Here is a 19,512-nt window from a genome sequence, read left to right on the forward strand (position 1 = left end):
TAATATTTTCCATTTAGTATGGATAAATATGTGAAGAGTTACTTACATCATTAAACTGTCGCCTATTGAATCCAACTGTTAGTATGTTATATTATATTTTAACATGTTATAACATACAAAAGGAGTGATGCAATGCAATCGCCAGTATTAACTATTGGAGAACGGTTAAAAGAAATACGAGCAACGAGAAATCTTACACTTGAAGATGTTTCTAAACTTACTGATGTAAGTAAGCCTATGCTTGGACAGATTGAAAGAGGACAGTCTTCACCAACGATTACAACTCTTTGGAAAATCGCAGTCGGCTTAAAAGTTCCTTTATCTTTATTATTGGAAGAGCTAGAAGATGAGTGCAATGTGGTTGATACACGGTCCAAAGACGCTATCATTGAAAATGATGGAAAAATGAGAGCATTTCCTGTTTTTCCTTTTGACCCTACCCGTAACGTTGAAATATTTTATATCGAATTTGATCCTGGATGTCACCATCCATCTGAAAGGCACCTTGAAGGTGTGGAAGAATATGTTTTTGTGGTACAAGGTATGTTAGAAATGGTAGTCAACACAAAAAAAATTGTTCTAAAAGAAAATCAAGCACTCCGCTTTCGTGCTAATGTTTTTCATTCCTATAATAATCCCTATCAAGAACCATGTGTCATTTACAACATGATTTTTTACCCAAGAACATAGGCAAGTTTCATCTATAATCTTCTAGAAAATACTTAAAAATGAGGTGTGATGATTATGGCAATTGAAAAAGTAAAAGATTTTTTTAAACAATATGGTATGGATTCTGAAATTATCGAATTTGAAGTATCTAGTGCAACCGTGGATTTGGCTGCAACTGCATTAGGTTGTGAGCCAGAGAGAATCGCAAAAACACTTTCTTTTATGGTGAATGGACAAGCGGTTTTAGTAGTTGCTGCCGGGGATGCAAAAGTGGATAACAAAAAATTCAAAGAGTATTTCAAAACAAAAGCAAAAATGCTTTCTCCTGATGAAGCCATGGATATGGTTGGTCATGCCATTGGAGGTGTTTGCCCATTTGCTATTAAAAATGATGTTTCTGTTTATCTAGACATATCTTTAAAACGTTTTGAGACAATCTATCCAGCTTGCGGGAGTAGCAATAGTGCTATTGAACTTACAATAGAACAATTAGAAAAATACTCTAGTTATTCAGAGTGGATTGATGTATGTAAAGGATGGAATGATTGATTTATAGTAGTTCTATATGGGGTAGCGCCAACATTTTGACTGTTATATAAGCTAAGCATCAGCGGACATTTGCTTAAAGCAGGAAAAATCCGCTGTCTTTGTGCCTTAACGTCCCTAGCGTATATTTTCGTTAAAATGTTGGCTGTACCCTCAATCACTCATGGAAAGCTTTCCAGAACGAACCTTCTGTATTAATGATATCCTTGATCTGGACAAAAGGAATCGTAAACGTTGGAAACCCTGCCGCATAGGGTGCGATATCATACGGGTTGAAGTAGAGATGCAGAGCATCCGCTGTGACAAAAAACGGCTGCTCCCCACTAATCCCCGTATAGGTGTCCGGAAACACATACGAGTATTGAGGATCATTTTTGATCTGATCCCCCACAATCTGGCTCAACACTTTTACATAGTCACTATTTGGTTTAAATAAATCCTTCAACTCATACAACTGACCATTCGTCAGATTAATGATCGCATAGATCATCGTAGGCATACCATGCGCTGCACCCGCCGGGTAGTTATAACCTGTGAGTTGCAGTTGCAGCAATTGTTGCTGATAAAACGTAATATCAAAATCCCCTGTATACGTATAATCCAGCTGCTGATCGGCAGGGATCGGTTTAACTTGGGAGAGTTGCTTCAACTTGGCATTCAGCGCAAGCTGCTCCGCTTGGTTCGTTAATCCCTCCACCTGCGGATAATATACGAGATAGTCCCTGTTCGGCTTATATTTCTCTTCGCGTACACGGTACGGCGGATGAAGTGGAACGATTGTATTTTGCCGCCAGATGATCTGTCCGGCCCGGTTCACATACGATAAACGCTGGTCTACATAGGCCTTAATCAGATCTGGTGCCACGACCTCCAGCGTACCCGAACCTTCTACATGTGGATACCCAGCGGCAGGTCTTCCACTCAGATCCAGCAGATAGGTTTGTCTGCCATCCGATGCGGAAGCAAGGCCATTTTTGTAATTACCCACTTCGCGATATAGGAACTCCGTAAGCCTTCTACCGTTGGTATCTGCAATCGCATACACTGAGCCGATATAAGGTTGCTCCGGGTTAATCGCTTGCCCCAGCGCATAACGATGCTCGCCTAGTTCGCGGATGTCATTATAGGCGGGTTGAATGATAAACGATCCTTGCGTATTAATAACACCGTAGATCGATTTGTAGTCCTCTGCTGTATTAACGATCGCTTGCCCGTTGTTAAAAGGAAATGCCGATGAAAATTTGGGCTGAATACGAATATTACCCCGTTCGTCGATGTACCCATATTTGCCCGAGGTTTCTTTTTGAAAAGCAAGCAGTCCATCCCCTAGTGGTCCCACATAGGCATATGGATACGTTGCGAGCCGATGACCATTGCGATTAATGAGTGCATATTCATTGTCCTTAATCTGCACAACCGCTTTACCATCTTGAAAATCATTCGCAGAAGCGAACTGTGCAGGTATCACCTCATTGCCCGACGCATCCAAATAACCATACCGACTCACCGATCCATCTGCCTGACCAGGATTAGAATCGTAAAATAATGCTCGACCGTCGTTCATATTCGAGATATACGGGTACGCCCGTTTGGTCAGGACTGTACCTTGTTCATTAATCATCTTAAATCCTTGAGAATCAATTGTTATCGCCCGTTCTTCGGAAAAGGAATTGATGGAATCGTATACAGGTTGAACGACATACTGCCCCTGAAGATTAATAACGCCGGCACGACCGTCCTTCACAACCACAGCCAATCCATTCGGCTGAAACGCTTGCGCGTCATCCAGAACCGGCTCAAGCCGAATGTGGCCTTGGGAATCCATATACCCCGAACGCGTCCCACTTGTGGTTCGAACGGAGACTGGATATAACCATGTCGTTACCCGGGCATGGCTTATAGGGACCATCGCCTGCTTAATTTTCTTTTCCAGCTCTTGTAGTACCTCTCTGGAAGGATACGCTTCCGGGAAGCTGAGTGCCTTCTGAACTGAAGCGAGAGCTGCCGGATACTGGCCCGCGTGGTACTGAGCATCCGCAAGGTAATACCAGTAAAAGATATAATCAGGATATTGCTGGGTTAGTTTCTCGTAATATTGCACCACTTTTGGATAATAGGTTGCATATACGTCCGGTGCAGGAACCCATTTCCCATTCTGCCATCGGATAATCTCCACACGATAGGCTTCACCTGTGTCATGTATCCAGAGTGAAATCTCCACTTTCCCATCTCGACCATGCGGACCAGGCATATCTATAATCTCTGCATAGCTATAGTATAGATCGTCAGGCGCCAGATCTTTGAGCCCTGATTCGGTCCACTCATATACGGCAAGCTTAGACCAAATAGAACCAATCCGCCAACCGATAATGAGATTGTTCCTTGCCGTTGAAGTTACAGGGACTGCAGTCATTAAAGTCACCCCATACCCCAATCCCTTAATTAGTGCCATCTTGATCCAATGTCCTTGAACAAATTTCAGAATGAGCAAATACAGCTCACCATTCAACTGATAGACTGCAGCAATCTCCGGCATACCGTCACCGGTAAGATCTGCCGCATAGATCGCTGGATGTTGAACAGGTTTATCAATAGTGACGACCGTTGCGCCAGCCGGAATATGTTGATTCACAATTTGCGTTAACAGCGGTTCGCTCATGGACATCTCAGTTTCCTCCCTTATGACCGCATTCGCCTAATGGTATGCGTCATAAATCGGGATATGACATGTAATTCATTTTATAAAAGTTGAACTAAAGAATATTCTCACTTACCACTCCGATAACAGAACAGCCTTCTGATTGCACTTATTCCCCGATTCTTTGATTCACTTTTTATATTATCTATCTTGCAAAGTTACTTTCTCTCCATTGATTAGCAGGTAGCTCACATCATTCACCGGAATGGTCTTAGGGGAAATCCACTTAATGAGATCCTGATCCAGCTGGAGGAAACCGGATTCGCCAGTCAACTTTGTACCATCCTTCAGGTGCACTTCAATACTCAGACCCCCCATCCGAATCATACTCAGTGCCTCACCTGTAAGTGTGACACCAACCGGGGAAAGAGTAACATTTGCCTGTAAGCCTCCATTTGCATCAAGCTGAATGTTTCCTGTTTTACTCAAAGCATTTTGACTCAAGTTAAAGGTCGTTTTCCAATTTCCCTGCACAACTTCACTTATGCTCGTAAAGCTGCCTTGAATTCTCAGCTTATCTAAATTGTCAACAGCAGACAGATCATACACAAACTCCTCATAATCTCCTCCATACCCGACCCCATCTTTCATATAATGTCCATAGCTAACGGAATATTCAGGTATATCGAGTTTTTGACCTTGCTCATCCGTGAAGTAGAAATATCCATGATTATACTCGCCAATCTCATTATTCGGATTAATCTGAATGTGTAACTTGCCCTCCACAAAACCTATATTGGAAATATGCATCCAATCAATACCGGAAACGGGGATATTCGTTACATCCTGATGCAGTACCGGAATAGGATCAGTTTCCAGTTGAATATCGGTTGTACCTCCCAAGCCACTTATACGATCTCGCTCCAGGATTTGATAACTATTGTTTTGCTTTTCTTGTAACAACTGCTTCCAGTCCACTTGTACGTTGTAACCATCTTGTCGAGATGTACCCGACATCAGCGTATTGATCTGAACGGTAATCCGATTTTTGCTGACTTTTCCTTGAATGAGGAATCTGATAATAGCCGTTTGATTCGCATCATCATAATGAATAATCTGAGCGTTGTTTGCATTACCTCCGGTTACTCTGTAATCATATACATCCAGTGTATCGTCAATGCGATGACCCGTCAGATCCGATAATGAGACATAGATTTCCGTTGTATCTCCGTCCCTGACAGCACCTATAACCTCCATTCGAATCCCTTGATCTTCACTCACCTGATGAACAGGCTGAAGAATGCCAATCCGATCTGCACCTAGAAAATGAAGAACAGTAGACAGATCAATGATGCCCACCGATGCAGCTGCCCCTGTAACAAGACATAACGATAACGCAGCGGTTACAGGAATATAGATGGCTTTGCGATACCTTTTTCTTTTATTCATGGACTTCTTTGTCTGTGCGGATGGAGCGGATGGATATAATATAGGTGGATAAAATGATGAATCTGATCTCGTAACGGTTGGTGGTTCATTCATCGCCAATTTATCATAGAACAACTTTTTAATATTAAAGAGGTTCTGCTCAGTGAATTCTTTCTCGGATTTTCGCATTTGATCGCCTCCTTTATTTCCTGTTCATCCACCATGTCCTCAATCGTTGCCTGGAGCGATAAAGCTTGTTATGGACTTGCCTAACGTGTAGGGACAATGCTTCCGATATCTCATGGGGTCTCTGTCCTTCATAAAACCGACGTTTCATAATCTCCCGTTCCGGTTCTGGAAAAGATTCAATCATTTGATTAAGTTCCGTATATGTCTCTTTACTGATCATCTGAACCAACAAATCATCCGTTTGCACCGAATGAATCTCCTCTTCATATGTAAGCTCAGTTCTTCGATTAAGTTTCCGGTAGCGATCAATCGCTTTATGTTTTGTGATTGTTGCAAGGTAATTTTTCAGGCTACTTCGCCCAGACTGGAATGCAGCCGGATTCTGCCAAAAAGCAAAAAATGTATCTGCTACGCATTCTTCAATCTCTTCTGTCGATGCATGATGTAGGATGGAATGAGCAATCTTCCATAACAAACCTGCGTAGTGGTTCATCACCCATTCCATGGCTTCAGGATCACGATTCGCTACTGCCTTCCGTATCTGTTCTTCTTCCACGATTAGATGTCCCCTCCCTTCCATGCTCATATGATCACGAGTGCTCGTGTTGATCCGTGCTTCCTACCTATATTCGTTTGGCAAATGACTTTTACTTACTCCACGATAAAAAAAGATTTGCAGTGACCTTGTGGTCTTCTACAAATCTTTTTTTATCCTATAATACATCTTGTAATACATCTTGTTTATTACATCATATCGCTCTCATGGGTCTTCGCTTGGAATACTAACCAATATTACGCCTCTTCTTGCACACTCAATTGTACATATTGGGTGAGACGACAATACTGAAATAACAGCAACTCTTCATTACCTTGTCCAAGAGCCACGCTACGCCCTTCCTTGATGAGGTGATTCAACAACTCATACAGGAAACTCATCTGCAACCGCAAGGATTCCGCTGTGAGCTGCTCAAGTACCTCAATATCTCGGATCGTAAACTGAGATAACCCGCGCAGCAGCAACTCTTCTGACCAGCCGTTAATTTTCTGCATAAACTGATTATATTCTTCCAAGTCTGCCCATCCTCCCATTACCGATATCCAGTTTCAGACTGAGCACCGTTTTGCCCTTCAGGAAACTGATTGGGCTAATCCGTTTTGGTTCCACACGCACAAAGGCATAGAACTGTTCAAGCGATTGGGAACCATATCCTGACTCCAGTCTTTGGATCATCGCCTGCCAGTCAGATGAATACGGGAGAGTGAGTGCCAGTCTTTCCCCTTCGGTATTCTCAACCGTCAGGACAAGCTCCTGCGTTTGTTTGACAAAGTTATGGTCCACGATTCGAGCAACTTTGATTACAGCCAATCGTTCTTTGGGAGCAGCAAACAAGTCGAACGACCGCGATTCCTCTTGAAGTACAGTCGTTACATCTTGCATGGTTTTGCCCAGATCCAACGTTTCCACACCCGTTCGTGGCAAAATCGCAAGCTTGGCACCTTCCCCGGAAGAGATCCGGCGTTCTTCATTCACTTTAACTGAATGGAATTGAACTTCTTCACCCACGAACTGGCGAAAGGTCAGATTAGGCAACCATGGTGTGAATGCACCATAATGCTCTGTATACGAGAACTGCTGATCATCATAATATACAGCACGTACATCGCTATAAGTGTAGATTTCCTCATCATCGAAACAATAGAAATAATAGGTGATTCCACGGAAACCGGATCGTGTCTCCCACGCGTCAGCTCCCAGTCCATACAGATGAAGTGAAGGCACCGTATAGTATTTACTTCGAAAACTGCCAATGAGCTGACTCTGCTGAATGGCAGACACCTTTTCTTCTTCAAGAACCTGGAGTGCAAGATACAGCTTGCTTACCCGATCCAACATGGATTGCATGGAGAAACGTATATGTCTGTTGAAAAACAACTGTAGTTCTCCTTGAATCCCTCGTAAACTGCGTTCTATGTCAGGCAGGTTGCCACTATGAGCTGCAATTGCCAATGTCTCCAGTTGTGCCATATAGGACTGAGGAAGGCGGGCCAGTCCCGTCTTCAACAATCCTGCCAGCATAACCCGACATTCCTGCACTGTCTGAAGAGAGAACTTGGCCTCGTACACCCGTCCACTTAATGCATCCCTATCATCCAGACCTTTAAAGTTCCGGTACTGTAACAAAGCTTCAAGCTTGGCCATTTTCCCGGCTGTCTGCTTCACCTTACATAGTGCTTTTGCAAGATTCGGTTCCTCCGTAAAAGACACCTCGATATTCTGGGTGGTCAGATGAACCGTAAGAAGTGAATCTTCAATGATCTTAATTTCCTCTGGGTATCTCAGTCGGAAAACAACTTCCTCAATCATGGAAGAACTATACGATTTAATTAACACGGGAAGTTCAGACTCCGTCATCCAGCGGAAGCGAGACTCGATCTCACGTGACACCGTATGCGGAATTTCGCTTGGATCGTCCACATTTGATAATAAGTTTGATGCTGATTCTGTTACTGATACGTTTTTTGGTACGTCCAACGGATCATTATCCGATATCCCTGAGTCCTTATCCAGCGCATGCTTCTCGTCTGCATTCATTGAATCCTCTGCCGTATATTCCCGTTGATCATACAGAATTGCAATAAGCACATGCTTGCAGATATGATCGGCCGGGCAGGAGCATTCCCAATGATCCAGCGTATTTTCAAGCGTACATTGTGTCCCGTCACTGAGCTGACAACTCACAGATGATGCATTCCATGTGTACGTTACACTTACACCATTGTCCAACTCTTTCAAAGACCTTTTGTACAACCCCTTGTTGGCATACCGAATCAAATAATCCTCCGTACACAGCTTCGAAAAAATCCGGAATTTTTCCTTGAATCCTTTCACGTCATCAACGCCCCGTTGCTCTCAGAATATCGTAGATCGTTTCACTGAACACGCGACCTGGAACGTTGCCTAGAGCAATGGGTTTGTTGTCACCATAGTAATAATATTGCTTGTTATTCGGTTTGAAGAAATGAAGGGATTCCAGGGTAATGTCATCCAATCCCTCGTAATACGTGATGCTCGTACCGCTGAATTGCAATTCTGCAACAAGATCTCCGTACTCTTTATAAAATTCATGATACCAGCCGCCGTCCTGTGCCGGTCCTTTGATCCAACCGTATTTCTCCAGTGCTTTGGGGAAAGCCGTTGGTGAAAAATCAGACTCGGGCAGATGATCGTATTCATTCTTCGTTTTATCCTCATCTTCTGGCTGGTGAATCTCACGATTCAATTGCTCGAATGGCTGCTTGATCTCGTAATCCTCCAACTGCGTTGTCCAACCTTCAAGCGTTGCCTGATCCAGTTCCAACGGGTGTATAAGTCCCACTTGCGCATCCGAAGGCAGATCGACCTCATCTTCATCCACAGAATTGAAGGTGCCGTCCTCCATATAACGGAAGGTGCTGATCAGAGCGCCATCCTCATACGTTCCCCAGATCAGACCAACAGCAAATTTTTGCATGATTACATTTTGTACAAACAATGCTTTCCACTCATCGGCAGACCACAGACGTTGCTTGGACAATGACTCTTCCAGACGCTGCGCCTGAATGTTAACCATGGATTTGAGATCTTTTTTCAGCTGTGTGAAACGTGCCTTGGACTGCGCTGCCAATTCAGGATCATCTTTCTGTGCAGGAGCAGGCAAACTCTTCACGGATTTGCCCGTTTCTTCATTTAAGACAACGACTTGTAAGTCTCCATTGACCTTAACCAGGAAGGAACGCTCTCCGTAACTCAGCTGCATGGTTCCTTTTTCATCAAAACCAAGTGTGGTGACCAGCCGATCCTCCAGTTGTTCCGAGGTGAGTCCCATATTATCGGCTGCAAGTTGCAATGCTTCTTCTGCTGCACCTTTCACCTGACGGTTCTTCACGCCACGTTTGATCTTGTCAATCGCCATAAGAGCGGATGGATCTTTCAGATAAGCGAGCACTTTTACAGCATCTGCTGCAATCGCGCCACGACTGTTTTCTGTCCATTCCTTAATTTGCGGAGCCAGAATATTCACAATGTGAATATCGCCAAAGAGTGCTGATACATACATCACCCATTTCTCTTTTGCAGGAGCACCTTCCTGAATCCAGACCTGGAGCAGTTCACTTGCAAAACGAGCGAGCGATGCCTCACTTACGTAATCTCGTAATTCATTCAACCGTTCATTAGGACCGGATGTATGATCCAATGATTGGACCAAAGCATACTGTTTAATCCGGTCATCTAAAGGCTGATTGTCTTCAATACGTATCAGTGAAGGGAGATCTTTCAAGGACAACCAGCTCAGTCTCGACAACTTTTTGGCATCCGCCTGATCAGCGAGTGCAGCATGGGCATACTCTGGACTTAGATCTGCGGTATCTAGCAGAATTTGGATCAAGCTCTTCCAATCGTCGGACTTCTCTTTCTTCAAAAGTTCACCGTACAGTTCCTTGCTGTTTTCCAGACTGCGGATTGCAGTCAGAGCCATTTCTTTGATCGCCACTTTTTTCTCCGAGAGGTATATGAGCGTATACAAGTCCTGATCAGGAATTCGGTTGAATTCCGCTAACGCCACGCCGTTGGCCTTTTTGGAAGAATCCTGCAATCCGGCACGAATCGCTTCGGCCAATATTTTCTTCGATAACTCATCACGCTGTTCAAAGGTAATCTCCAGAATTAAAATGCGTGTATCTGTTGGCAGTTTCTTGTACTGTGTCAGTGCATAGTCCAGATTCTGCTGAATGATTCGGCGGTATTCGTCATGCGGCATCGATTTGTATCTGTAGTCGGTCATGCCATTAAGTGAGATCAGGCTGGTTAGCAATTTCTCACGTTGCACCTCAGGGTCTTGCCCGTAACGTTGAAGCAGCTGCTCTCCACTAAAAGCGTATGAATTGTACATGTCCGAGATAATATCCAGTGTCCAATCGGGATGAGTAGTCAGGATTGCAAACCTGCGCATCGCCTCCGAATCCAAGGGCAGAAAACTAATACTAATGAGGTTGTGAACACGCTTCTTATCCCGATTCAGTTGATTAAACAACCCGCGACTATTTGGGTCCTCCCAATATTCCTCCAGGGTGTTTTCCCCACTTAAGTATCTTGCAATCGCAAGTCCTTGACGTCCCCCGTCCAAAGGATGCCGAAGAGCGTTAAATACCGCTTGCTCCAGTGACCCCTCCGCATTAGGCAATGTCAATCCTTGATCCTCCATGAATTTCTGAATGCAGAGTTTGAGGAATGGCGGTTTGATAATCTCGTATGCTCGAATCGCTTGTTCAGGACGATTCGCGATCGCGGATTGTAACATGTTCCAAGATACCGTGTACGAATTAAGCTCGTCCCGCAACATTTCAATCAACTGATAAGGTTCATCCAGAGGCACAAGTCCAGCAAGCAGATCATTTGGACTCTTGGCTCTAGGGTCCATACTCAGCAAGTAACGGCGAACTTCAAGTGGATAAATCTCATGTAATTGATGTACTGTGTGAAGCAAAACATGCCCAATCTCACTATTTGTATCAAGGAACCGTTGTTTACCTCCACTAATGTTAATCAGGTACAACAAGGCACCACTCACAAGTACCATAGTTTGATGGAATACTGTGTTTGAACATTGCTCTTTTGAAGAGAAAGACGTATTGGGATACAGTTCAGCTATGAGCTGACTACGCTTCTCCTTGAGGAATTCATCCTTCAATTCTTGGGAAGATCCGTTATGCTTTCCTTGAATATTACTGACCACTACAGGTTCAATCAACGTATGTAACTCGTCCCGCAACTTATCTGCATCATTAGCCATTACATGTTGAAACAACACTGGTAACGATTGAACAGAAGATTGAACCTCTGCAAGATGAGAAGCCGTGTCACTGAGTCTTGAATATAATTGCAGCAGCATTAATGCATTAATTACATCCCGGTAATCCCCTTGACTGTCCGCTTTTTTGGAATCAAAAAGCCACTGGGCACGCTTTAATTTACTCTTTAATTCAGTCAAAATTTCGTTCTCGCCTGCAAACTGTTTGATCTTCTCCAACCGAGACAACAATCCATCCATGCGATCAGCGCTTTTGCTCTTCCCGCTTAATCCATAAGCTTCGGAGTCATTTCCCATACAGACAGTAAAGGCATCCGTTCTCCATGAATTTCTTTTGGAATAATTGGATTCCAGATATATCACAATAGCCCCGGCACGGTAAAAGATATCTCCGTCGTCTTTTTTGGCAAGCTTCATGAGCAGATCAATCGTTTGATACACATAATGACTCGAATTTCCCAACATATCCGGGAACTTGTCTGTCGTTCCCAAGACGTAATCAATAATTTCGGAGCTTCGATCTGTTTTTAATGAATACTCGTTTGAACAAGTTACTGCGAATTTCTCCACCAAAGTTTCAACTGCGCGGTCTGCGGTAAGCATTACACATTCCTCCTTGAATTTAAGTGATGATCTCGCCAATCCAATCCGCGAGTTCGTTAGGCGTAATTGCTGCTACATGTGCCCCCATATTGGTTAATGTCTGTGCTGCGTGTTTGTTATAGACTGAATCCCCGTTAAAATCGAGTGCAGTGAGAACCAGTAGCTTGCATCCTGTATCGATGATATCTTTACAGGCTTTGTACATTTGCGCGATCGGGTACCCTTCCTCCAGATCACTGACCAGAATAAAGATGGTTTTGCCTGGATTATCGATTAACGTCTCGCCATATCGCAACGCTTTCGTAATATGTGTCCCCCCGCCGAGCTGTACATTCATGAGCACGTCTACAGGGTCTTCCAGCCTGTCGCTAAGATCAACAACCTGCGTATCAAATATGAATAATTGGGTGCGCAGCGCATTCAAGCGGTAGAAGATGCTGGCCATCACCGAACTGTAGATGACTGAATCCAGCATACTGCCACTCTCGTCCACACCAATGATGATGTTCCACTTGTTATGGGGCTGGATATTCCCGTCGAAATATAGACGATCAATCACAAACCTGCGCTTGTTTTTATCGTAATTCTTCAAATTCTTGGTGATGGTTCGCTTGAAATTCAGATTGCGCAAGGATCGCACTGAACTGGTGGTATAGCGACTGCGCTTGCCCATGATACTGGCTCGGGTCTGCGATTCCAGCTTGCTGCGGAGCTCTTCAACCACAGTTCGCACGATATCCTTGGCGCTCTTTAATACCTCACCTTTCATCCGTCCTTTGAACTGCATAATGTTCTTGAGCAGATTCATGTTGGGTTCAAGGGATTCAAGCAGCTTTTTGTCCGTTAACAATTCTGTCAGCCCATAACGATCAAGCGCCTGTTTTTCCAATATTTCTACCGTTGGTTTGGGGAATAGATCCCTTACTTTGTGCAGCCATTTTGGTACAGTCAGATTAGATGCACCGCGTCCTCCCTCTTTTCGATAACCTTGTTCTTCACCGTATTCACGGTTATAGAGATACCCCAGAATCTCATCGATTTCCGTATATTGAAATTCAACAGAAGTGTATTGGTCTGTATTACACAACCCTTCTTCCGCCGATTCACCGAGAATCAGACGCCATCGATTTAAGGTTTCAGCAGAATGTTGATCCCCTCGGTTGCTTCCATCCGGATTGGAACTTTCATTGATTTCTCCGGTTCCTTCCGCTGTCCGATTCGCTTCATTCATATTAGCTTCCATGCGGCAAACTCCTTTCGAAGCGCTTCATCCCACGTCTTGGACTGAATCAGCATCTGTTCATCCACCGCAGGCCTCAACATCTCCTCTGGTTCAACCTGATGCAGACTCGCCACCCGCTCCGCAATCAAGCCCGTCTCCATTGGTGTAAAGTAGGTGAATGCCAACCGCAATTCCGGTACCATACTGATGAAGTCGTCGTATGACAGCTGTTCAATCAGATAATTCAACTCAGACAACAGCTGATCTTCATATAAAAAAGCGTCACGTGCTACAGTGAATACTCCCTGTAAAAAAAGTGCCGTTTGACGGGTCTGATCCGGTGTACCATGGATATACCCGCGAGCACGATCAACAATCTCATCCCTGGGCCTGTCACCGAGCCCTGAGGAAATAGCCACACACACACCCTCCAGCTGAGCCGGAAGCTGGTGATCAGACAGAAGCTCATTCAGGTGAATTCGGAATGTCTCATCCTGAAAATTCTCCTCTGATGACTCCGCGAGCATAGCTAACAGCTTCAATCCCTGAATAATGGCTTCATGTTCATCCGGATTGGCTCTGGAGAGCTGTAACAACTTGTCCACGGCGTTTCTATAAGCTTCGGATACCAGATCAGGGAGATGTTGCTCGTCAGATAATCCCAGCAACCTGCGGTGTTGATGAATTCGGTTCAAGATATGCAGACTGTTACATAAGGATAGAAAATTCCCGTCGGTTCTCAGCGCCGAGCGCACCTGTTCATAGAGTTTCATCGCTGTGTCTTGAAGCCCCATGAGCAACGCTTGAAGCATGAGTCGGGCAAGTTCACCGCTATGATGATCCGGTATTTCTTGCATCTGTTCTTCCATTTTGCGTGTGGCTGCTCCAGCAAGTGTTCCGCCATAGAGAGAGTTTTCTATCAATCTGGCTTCAATACGGGATGAGTACATATAAACCCAGGTTTCGCGAACAAGATTCATATCACGCTCTGCGATCCAGTCCGGCCCCGATTGCCGTTTCGCAAATTCCGGAACCAGATAGGTGATGCATTGAATCAATTGGCTTATCTGACGATGCTCCGGTTTCGCATACAGATCCAGCACTTTCTTGTGTTGACCTGTTGTACGAATCTGCAGTTTGTACTCTGTACAACGCGCCTTGAAGTCCTCCACGATGGGAATACTGAATGAATTGGGAGCCACGCTTCCAATGACGTCTCCAGTCAATAACTGCTGCAGCTCTTGCAGCGGTTTATCGGTCGCCAAGGTAAGCTCCCCCTTCACAAAGGAAGAGAGTGCTGCATCCATCAACTCATAGACGCCGCCTTCCCTTTTACCCCGAAGCCCGGCAAGACCTTGAATCATGCTGTACGCCTCAATCGCATCACTCGTTGATACATGTTCGTGACCATCCCGTAATTGGCGCATCAGCCGGGATAACAAGTCCAGAGCCGTTAGATTATACGGTGTACTCTTTTTGCGAAGCAGCTGGTTCCAGATCTGATCGTAATAATTTACATAAGGCATGCCGCTCGCATATCCATTAAGCCGATCCGCTTCAGCAAAGGTATAGACCATTGGGTACATTTGTTGGTGAACCGTATCTGGATTAACCGCACTTTGTTGAGACGTTCCTGGTTTACCTTGTCCATCCAAACGATGGTCTGTATGCCGTTTATCCATTTCTGGCCGTTCCAATTGGGATTCATGTTGCTCTGACATCAACAGTCCATACGTATGAAACCCACCGGTAATGACAAGCACACGGTCATGCTCCTGCACCGCTTGTTGAATATGTTGTTTCATATGTGCTTCTCTTGCCAGATCACCTGAAGACTGTAATCGTTCCGTGGAATAGCACATTCGGGATAAAGTACAATACGTGAATACATCCTGCACGAATGCCTGAGTGGATTTTTCCAGACCACCAATTTCAAACACCTTTTCCCACAATTCATCAAAACTGCGGCAGTTTGTTTTTTGGCATAATCGGTTAATGAAATCAGACCCCGCAAGCAAGGTTTCGTCCTGAATGGAGATCTCCTTTTGTTCTGTCTGGCCGGATTTGGATGCACGAGTGGAGAAGTGTTGATAGTCTAGGTCAATAAACTTCGCCGGAATATCCAGCCGTTTTGCTTCTTTCAAAGCTACATATTCAGGCGAATAACGAAGCATCGGATAATAGCAAGCTTCTCTCTCCAATTCACTCTCATAGGTATAGTACAGACTGACAGGAGGTATCGTTGCCTCATCACTCAGCACCGAAATTAATGGATTACCGCTCTCCGGTCCTTCGATCAGAATAATATCCGGTTTGTAGTCCCCGATTAATCGTAACAAGTGATATGAACATGCAGGGCTATGGTGTCGTATTGGATAATAAACCGTATGATTACTCAGGTCATATACCTGGGACTCGAACAAGGATTGTAACTGATCAACATCAGGGTCCAGTACTGCTCTTAACCGATCCATTTTCTCTCCTCATAATAGTCCTTCCACATTCCCTCTTCTCTGGAACGCTCTTTTACGACCTTGGAGAAATAGGTTTTGAGAATGGACAGATCCTTGTCGTTTTCCTTTGCAATGGTCCCCAGCATGTTCTGCACCAACCGATCCAGCCCAATAGCTTTATCTTCGTAATAATAGGAAGTCATCGCACTCTGGACATAGACAGACACCGCTTCCGCCGTACTCATGGATGCTTGAGGGGTGTCAAGCTTGTACCCTTCCCGTGTCATGCCGGTGCGCAGTTCCATAAATGTTGTAGCCAGTAATTCAACCACGTCCGGGTTAATATCAATATCAATTCCACTATGTAATAACAGGCTTCGTGCCTGGGATTCAATGATTTTGGCTTCCATTTTTACGTTATGAATTGGCTTGATTGTTTCAAAATTGAAGCGACGTTTCAATGCACCACTCATTTCGTTAACACCTTTATCACGAATATTAGCTGTAGCAATGACGTTAAATCCTGGTTGGGCAAACAGTACACCGCCATCCAGTTCAGGAATGCTCATGACCTTGTCACTGAGAATACTGATCAGACTATCCTGCGCTTCAGCCGGACAACGTGTAATCTCTTCAAAACGGGTAAGAATACCTTTCTTCATGCCGTTATATAACGGTGATGGCACAAGTGCAGCTTCCGAAGGGCCTTTATCAAGCAGCATGGCGTAATTCCAGGAATACTTGATCATATCCTCTGTTGTGCCTGCTGTACCTTGAATCGTGTTTAGACTGGTACCGGAGATCGCTGCGGTCAGCAGTTCGCTAAGCATGGTCTTGGCTGTCCCGGGTTCTCCCACGAGCATTAATCCTCGATTGCCTGCCAGAGTAACCACTGCACGTTCAATTAACACGTCATTGCCATAGAATTTGCGGGTAATCGTGATCTCTTCTCCATTTAATAACGCAGGCTTATCCCTGCCAATAATAAAATCGCGCACATAGGCGGGAGATAACAGCCAGTTCGGGGGACGTTTCCCCTGATCTTCCTCTCGCAGCGCACGTAATTCAACCTCGTATAATGTCTCGGCGGGTGGTTTAAGCATCTCCATCGTCAAGGTGTCTCCTCTCACGTAAACAGATCGTATGTTCTTATTCCTATCATTTTATCACAGCACTCCAGCAACTACCCGGTAAAACGATAAAAATGGTTGAAACGTCCTTCTTATCAGCACTTCTTCTAAGTCCATGGACATAGCCTCTAGCGCAAATATGAAGGTGAAATATCCTTACAGCCGTGCCAACACACTGGTTTCGGATCAGAATCAGCATGCTTATTACCCATTTAAAAGCATTGTAGGCCATATGACCTTAGGAATCATTACACTTTCGATCATGTGTTTCAACCAAATGAAGCTGAATATCACAAAGAAAACACAGGCCATTAGCAGCCTGTGTCTTCTTATATGTTCAAATTTCACCCAACATCTATGAATTTTAATCGAAACGAACCAATCTCTCAGAAGTCTCTACTTACATTCTACGCCCACACGAAGACGAATACAGCTCGTACCAATCATAACGGGTAAGTTCAATATTCGTTGCATCACGACAGGCCAGAATACGTTTTGGTCGAATCGAACCAATGACAGGTTGAATCCCTGCTGGATGCTTCATTAACCAAGCCAGTACAATAGACTCCGGTGTCACCCCACGCTCCTTGGCCATTCGATTAACCAGTTGAGCCGTATGCTCAATCTCCCCGCGCTGTCCCTCAACTATCCTGCCAGTAAATCGCCCTTGAGCAAGTGGACCCCAAGCCTGCAGTTGAATATGCTCTGCCTGACAATATTCCATCGTGCCATAGGGAAACACGTTGTCTCTGGCTTGGCGCCGATTAACTGTCACACCGGCTTCTACGAATCCGATTTTGTCCAGACTCATCTCCAGTTGGTTCACAATCAGAGGTACTTTACTATGAAGCTGAAGAAGACGAATCTGTTCAGAACCCATGTTAGACACACCAAAATGGCGCACTTTACCGGAATGATGCAGCTCAGCCAGTGCTTCTCCAATCTCTTGCGGATGGGCAAGTGGATCAGGACGATGTAACAGCAAAATATCCAGATAATCGATTCCGAGCCGTTCCAGGATACCGTCCACACTCGCCAGAATATGTGCACCTGAGGTGTCATAACGCTGCGGTCCTTCATCATCACCCACAAGACGTATACCACATTTCGACTGTATAATGATCTGTTCACGCAAGCCGGGAGTTTCGGATAAAACTCGCCCCAAGACATGCTCTGCCTTACCACGTGTGTAAATATCCGCCAGATCAAAGTGATTAATGCCTATTTCGAGAGCTGCTTCTACCGCTCGATGACCTTCCACAACAAGATCTGAAGTAATGGGAAGACCATCCCATTCACCACCAAACCGCATACAGCCAAGAACAATTCGACTTGCCGGAATCTGGTGATGATGTAAAGGAAGTTGTGCGTAAGACATGTCAGCGTTCACCTCATTTTCATTTTTACCAAGCATAATAACCGATTCTCTCTACCATGTCTTCTTCCATCTTCCTCTATTTTCCTGCTCTATCATCCATATGAAGAAATAACAAGGTTTCAAAAGCTTGTGTATTGAATATATAGATGGTGCAGGTATTATGCAGGAATATGAGAGGAGATTTTGCATTTGAATCCGAATGAACCCAAAGAGTCCTCAAAGCCAGCGTTTTTCACGAAAGAATTCACACACAACCCTTACCCGGTATATGAAATGTTAAGAAAAGAGGAGCCTGTTTTCAGACTCATGTTTCCTCACGGGGAATTCGGCTGGATTATTACGCGATACGAGGATGCGGTCCAGATCCTGAAAGATCCTCGCTTCAGCAAAGATATGGTCCGACGTTACGGAGCTGATAATCAAAGCATCTTCTCCAATAATATGTTGTTCTCCGATCCGCCGGATCATAAACGTCTTCGGGGACTTGTGCAGAAAGCATTCACACCCAAACTGGTCGCAGACATGCGGAGCCATATTCAGGACATTGCTGATGAACTGCTGGACAACCTCCCGTCACAGGAAAAAATGAATCTGATCGATGACTTTGCCTTTACACTGCCCATCATTGTCATTAGTGAAATTCTGGGAGTCCCTCTTGAGGATCGTGACAAATTCCGCATCTGGTCCAATACGATAATTGATGCTTCCATAGCCGAGAGCGCCGAGCTGTTTGAGCAGCATGCCAGGGAGTTTACGGATTACCTGACGGCCTGGTTTGCGAAAGTTCGCCAAGATCCCGGCACTGATCTGATCAGCCAGCTCGTCATTGCGGAAGAATCTGGGCAGCAGTTAACTGAACGAGAACTGCTTGGCGTTGTCTCCTTATTAATTATTGCCGGTCATGAAACAACCGTGAATCTGATCGGAAATGGGATTCTCGCCCTGCTGGAGCATCCGGAGCAACGCGAACTGCTCATCAACCAGCCCGAGCTTATTCACAATGCCATTGAAGAGATGCTTCGCTATAACGGACCGGTGGAGTTCAGCACATCCCGCTGGGCTTTGGAAGATATTGAATTCCGTGGACAACGTATCGCTCAAGGTGATCTTGTCATTGTTGCGCTTGATTCCGCCAACCGGGACGAACAGCAGTTTAAGGATGCTGATATTTTCGATATCACACGCGAGAAGAGTTCGCATCTGGCTTTTGGCAAAGGCATTCATCTCTGCCTGGGAGCACCGCTTGCTCGTCTGGAAGGTGAGATTGCAGTCAGCACACTTCTGAATCGTTTTCCAAATATACAACTTCAGGCAGATGTGAATGAACTGGAATGGAGACCTGGTATGAATGTTCGTGGTGTCAAGGAAATCCCGGTTCAACTAAAATAATGGCTAAATATGAATAAA

General features: G+C 44.8%; 13 protein-coding genes. 3 read left to right on the plus strand and 10 right to left on the minus strand.

The features are described 5' to 3' along the window. Positions 1 to 132 precede the first annotated feature (132 nt). On the plus strand, positions 133 to 690 hold the full coding sequence (locus MHH25_RS16795) for an XRE family transcriptional regulator (RefSeq protein ID WP_253508903.1): 558 nt from the start codon (positions 133 to 135) through the stop codon (positions 688 to 690). Between the two features lie 54 nt (positions 691 to 744). After that, complete coding sequence (locus MHH25_RS16800) at positions 745 to 1,218, plus strand: YbaK/EbsC family protein (RefSeq protein WP_339282817.1); 474 nt, start codon at positions 745 to 747, stop codon at positions 1,216 to 1,218. A 154-nt stretch (positions 1,219 to 1,372) separates the two neighbouring features. On the opposite strand, the gene MHH25_RS16805 is transcribed toward MHH25_RS16800, so the two are convergent. From MHH25_RS16805 to MHH25_RS16850, 10 genes are all read right to left on the minus strand, one after another. Continuing rightward, positions 1,373 to 3,880: a WG repeat-containing protein gene (locus MHH25_RS16805; RefSeq protein WP_340017588.1), complete on the minus strand. Its 2,508-nt coding sequence runs from the start codon at positions 3,878 to 3,880 to the stop codon at positions 1,373 to 1,375. A 174-nt stretch (positions 3,881 to 4,054) separates the two neighbouring features. Continuing rightward, on the minus strand, positions 4,055 to 5,470 hold the full coding sequence (locus MHH25_RS16810; RefSeq protein ID WP_340017589.1) for a hypothetical protein: 1,416 nt from the start codon (positions 5,468 to 5,470) through the stop codon (positions 4,055 to 4,057). Between the two features lie 13 nt (positions 5,471 to 5,483). Further along, positions 5,484 to 6,026, minus strand: a complete 543-nt coding sequence (locus tag MHH25_RS16815) for a sigma-70 family RNA polymerase sigma factor (RefSeq protein ID WP_340017590.1) — start codon at positions 6,024 to 6,026, stop codon at positions 5,484 to 5,486. A 236-nt stretch (positions 6,027 to 6,262) separates the two neighbouring features. Beyond that, complete coding sequence (locus tag MHH25_RS16820; RefSeq protein WP_340017591.1) at positions 6,263 to 6,541, minus strand: hypothetical protein; 279 nt, start codon at positions 6,539 to 6,541, stop codon at positions 6,263 to 6,265. Then, the gene (locus MHH25_RS16825) at positions 6,528 to 8,360 is read right to left on the minus strand and encodes a hypothetical protein (RefSeq protein ID WP_340017592.1); all 1,833 of its coding nucleotides are present in this window, start codon (positions 8,358 to 8,360) and stop codon (positions 6,528 to 6,530) included. Before MHH25_RS16825 ends, MHH25_RS16820 begins: the two co-directional genes overlap by 14 nt. Before the next feature lie 4 nt (positions 8,361 to 8,364). Beyond that, complete coding sequence (locus tag MHH25_RS16830) at positions 8,365 to 11,922, minus strand: DUF4132 domain-containing protein (protein ID WP_036673703.1); 3,558 nt, start codon at positions 11,920 to 11,922, stop codon at positions 8,365 to 8,367. A 19-nt stretch (positions 11,923 to 11,941) separates the two neighbouring features. Beyond that, entirely contained in the window at positions 11,942 to 13,165 is a 1,224-nt protein-coding gene (locus MHH25_RS16835) for a VWA domain-containing protein (protein ID WP_235193938.1), read from the minus strand. Continuing rightward, positions 13,150 to 15,618 carry a DUF5682 family protein gene (locus MHH25_RS16840; protein WP_036673704.1) on the minus strand — a complete coding sequence of 823 codons (2,469 nt, stop codon included), beginning with the start codon at positions 15,616 to 15,618 and terminating at the stop codon, positions 13,150 to 13,152. The genes MHH25_RS16835 and MHH25_RS16840 overlap by 16 nt, the downstream gene beginning before the upstream one ends. Continuing rightward, a complete protein-coding gene (locus MHH25_RS16845; RefSeq protein WP_017688223.1) occupies positions 15,606 to 16,706 on the minus strand; it encodes an AAA family ATPase in 1,101 nt (366 codons plus the stop codon). The genes MHH25_RS16840 and MHH25_RS16845 overlap by 13 nt, the downstream gene beginning before the upstream one ends. A gap of 421 nt (positions 16,707 to 17,127) precedes the next feature. Then, positions 17,128 to 18,105 (minus strand): aldo/keto reductase, encoded by a 978-nt coding sequence (locus MHH25_RS16850; protein ID WP_340017593.1) that lies wholly within the window; start codon positions 18,103 to 18,105, stop codon positions 17,128 to 17,130. 189 nt (positions 18,106 to 18,294) lie between these two features. Between MHH25_RS16850 and MHH25_RS16855 the strand changes: the two genes are divergently transcribed. Next, a complete protein-coding gene (locus tag MHH25_RS16855) occupies positions 18,295 to 19,494 on the plus strand; it encodes a cytochrome P450 (RefSeq protein WP_340017594.1) in 1,200 nt (399 codons plus the stop codon). Positions 19,495 to 19,512 lie beyond the last annotated feature (18 nt).

Source organism: Paenibacillus sp. FSL H3-0457, assembly GCF_037981725.1.
GTDB classification, from domain to species: Bacteria; Bacillota; Bacilli; order Paenibacillales; family Paenibacillaceae; genus Paenibacillus; species Paenibacillus amylolyticus.

Bases quoted from the DNA above. Each gene is read 5' to 3' on its own strand.
- MHH25_RS16830 (WP_036673703.1), bottom strand. From the start codon at position 11,922: ATGCTTACCGCAGACCGCGCAGTTGAAACTTTGGTGGAGAAATTCGCA.
- MHH25_RS16800 (WP_339282817.1), top strand. From the start codon at position 745: ATGGCAATTGAAAAAGTAAAAGATTTTTTTAAACAATATGGTATGGAT.
- MHH25_RS16840 (WP_036673704.1), bottom strand. From the start codon at position 15,618: ATGGATCGGTTAAGAGCAGTACTGGACCCTGATGTTGATCAGTTACAA.
- MHH25_RS16845 (WP_017688223.1), bottom strand. From the start codon at position 16,706: ATGGAGATGCTTAAACCACCCGCCGAGACATTATACGAGGTTGAATTA.
- MHH25_RS16795 (WP_253508903.1), top strand. From the start codon at position 133: ATGCAATCGCCAGTATTAACTATTGGAGAACGGTTAAAAGAAATACGA.
- MHH25_RS16835 (WP_235193938.1), bottom strand. From the start codon at position 13,165: ATGGAAGCTAATATGAATGAAGCGAATCGGACAGCGGAAGGAACCGGA.
- MHH25_RS16810 (WP_340017589.1), bottom strand. From the start codon at position 5,470: ATGCGAAAATCCGAGAAAGAATTCACTGAGCAGAACCTCTTTAATATT.
- MHH25_RS16850 (WP_340017593.1), bottom strand. From the start codon at position 18,105: ATGTCTTACGCACAACTTCCTTTACATCATCACCAGATTCCGGCAAGT.
- MHH25_RS16805 (WP_340017588.1), bottom strand. From the start codon at position 3,880: ATGTCCATGAGCGAACCGCTGTTAACGCAAATTGTGAATCAACATATT.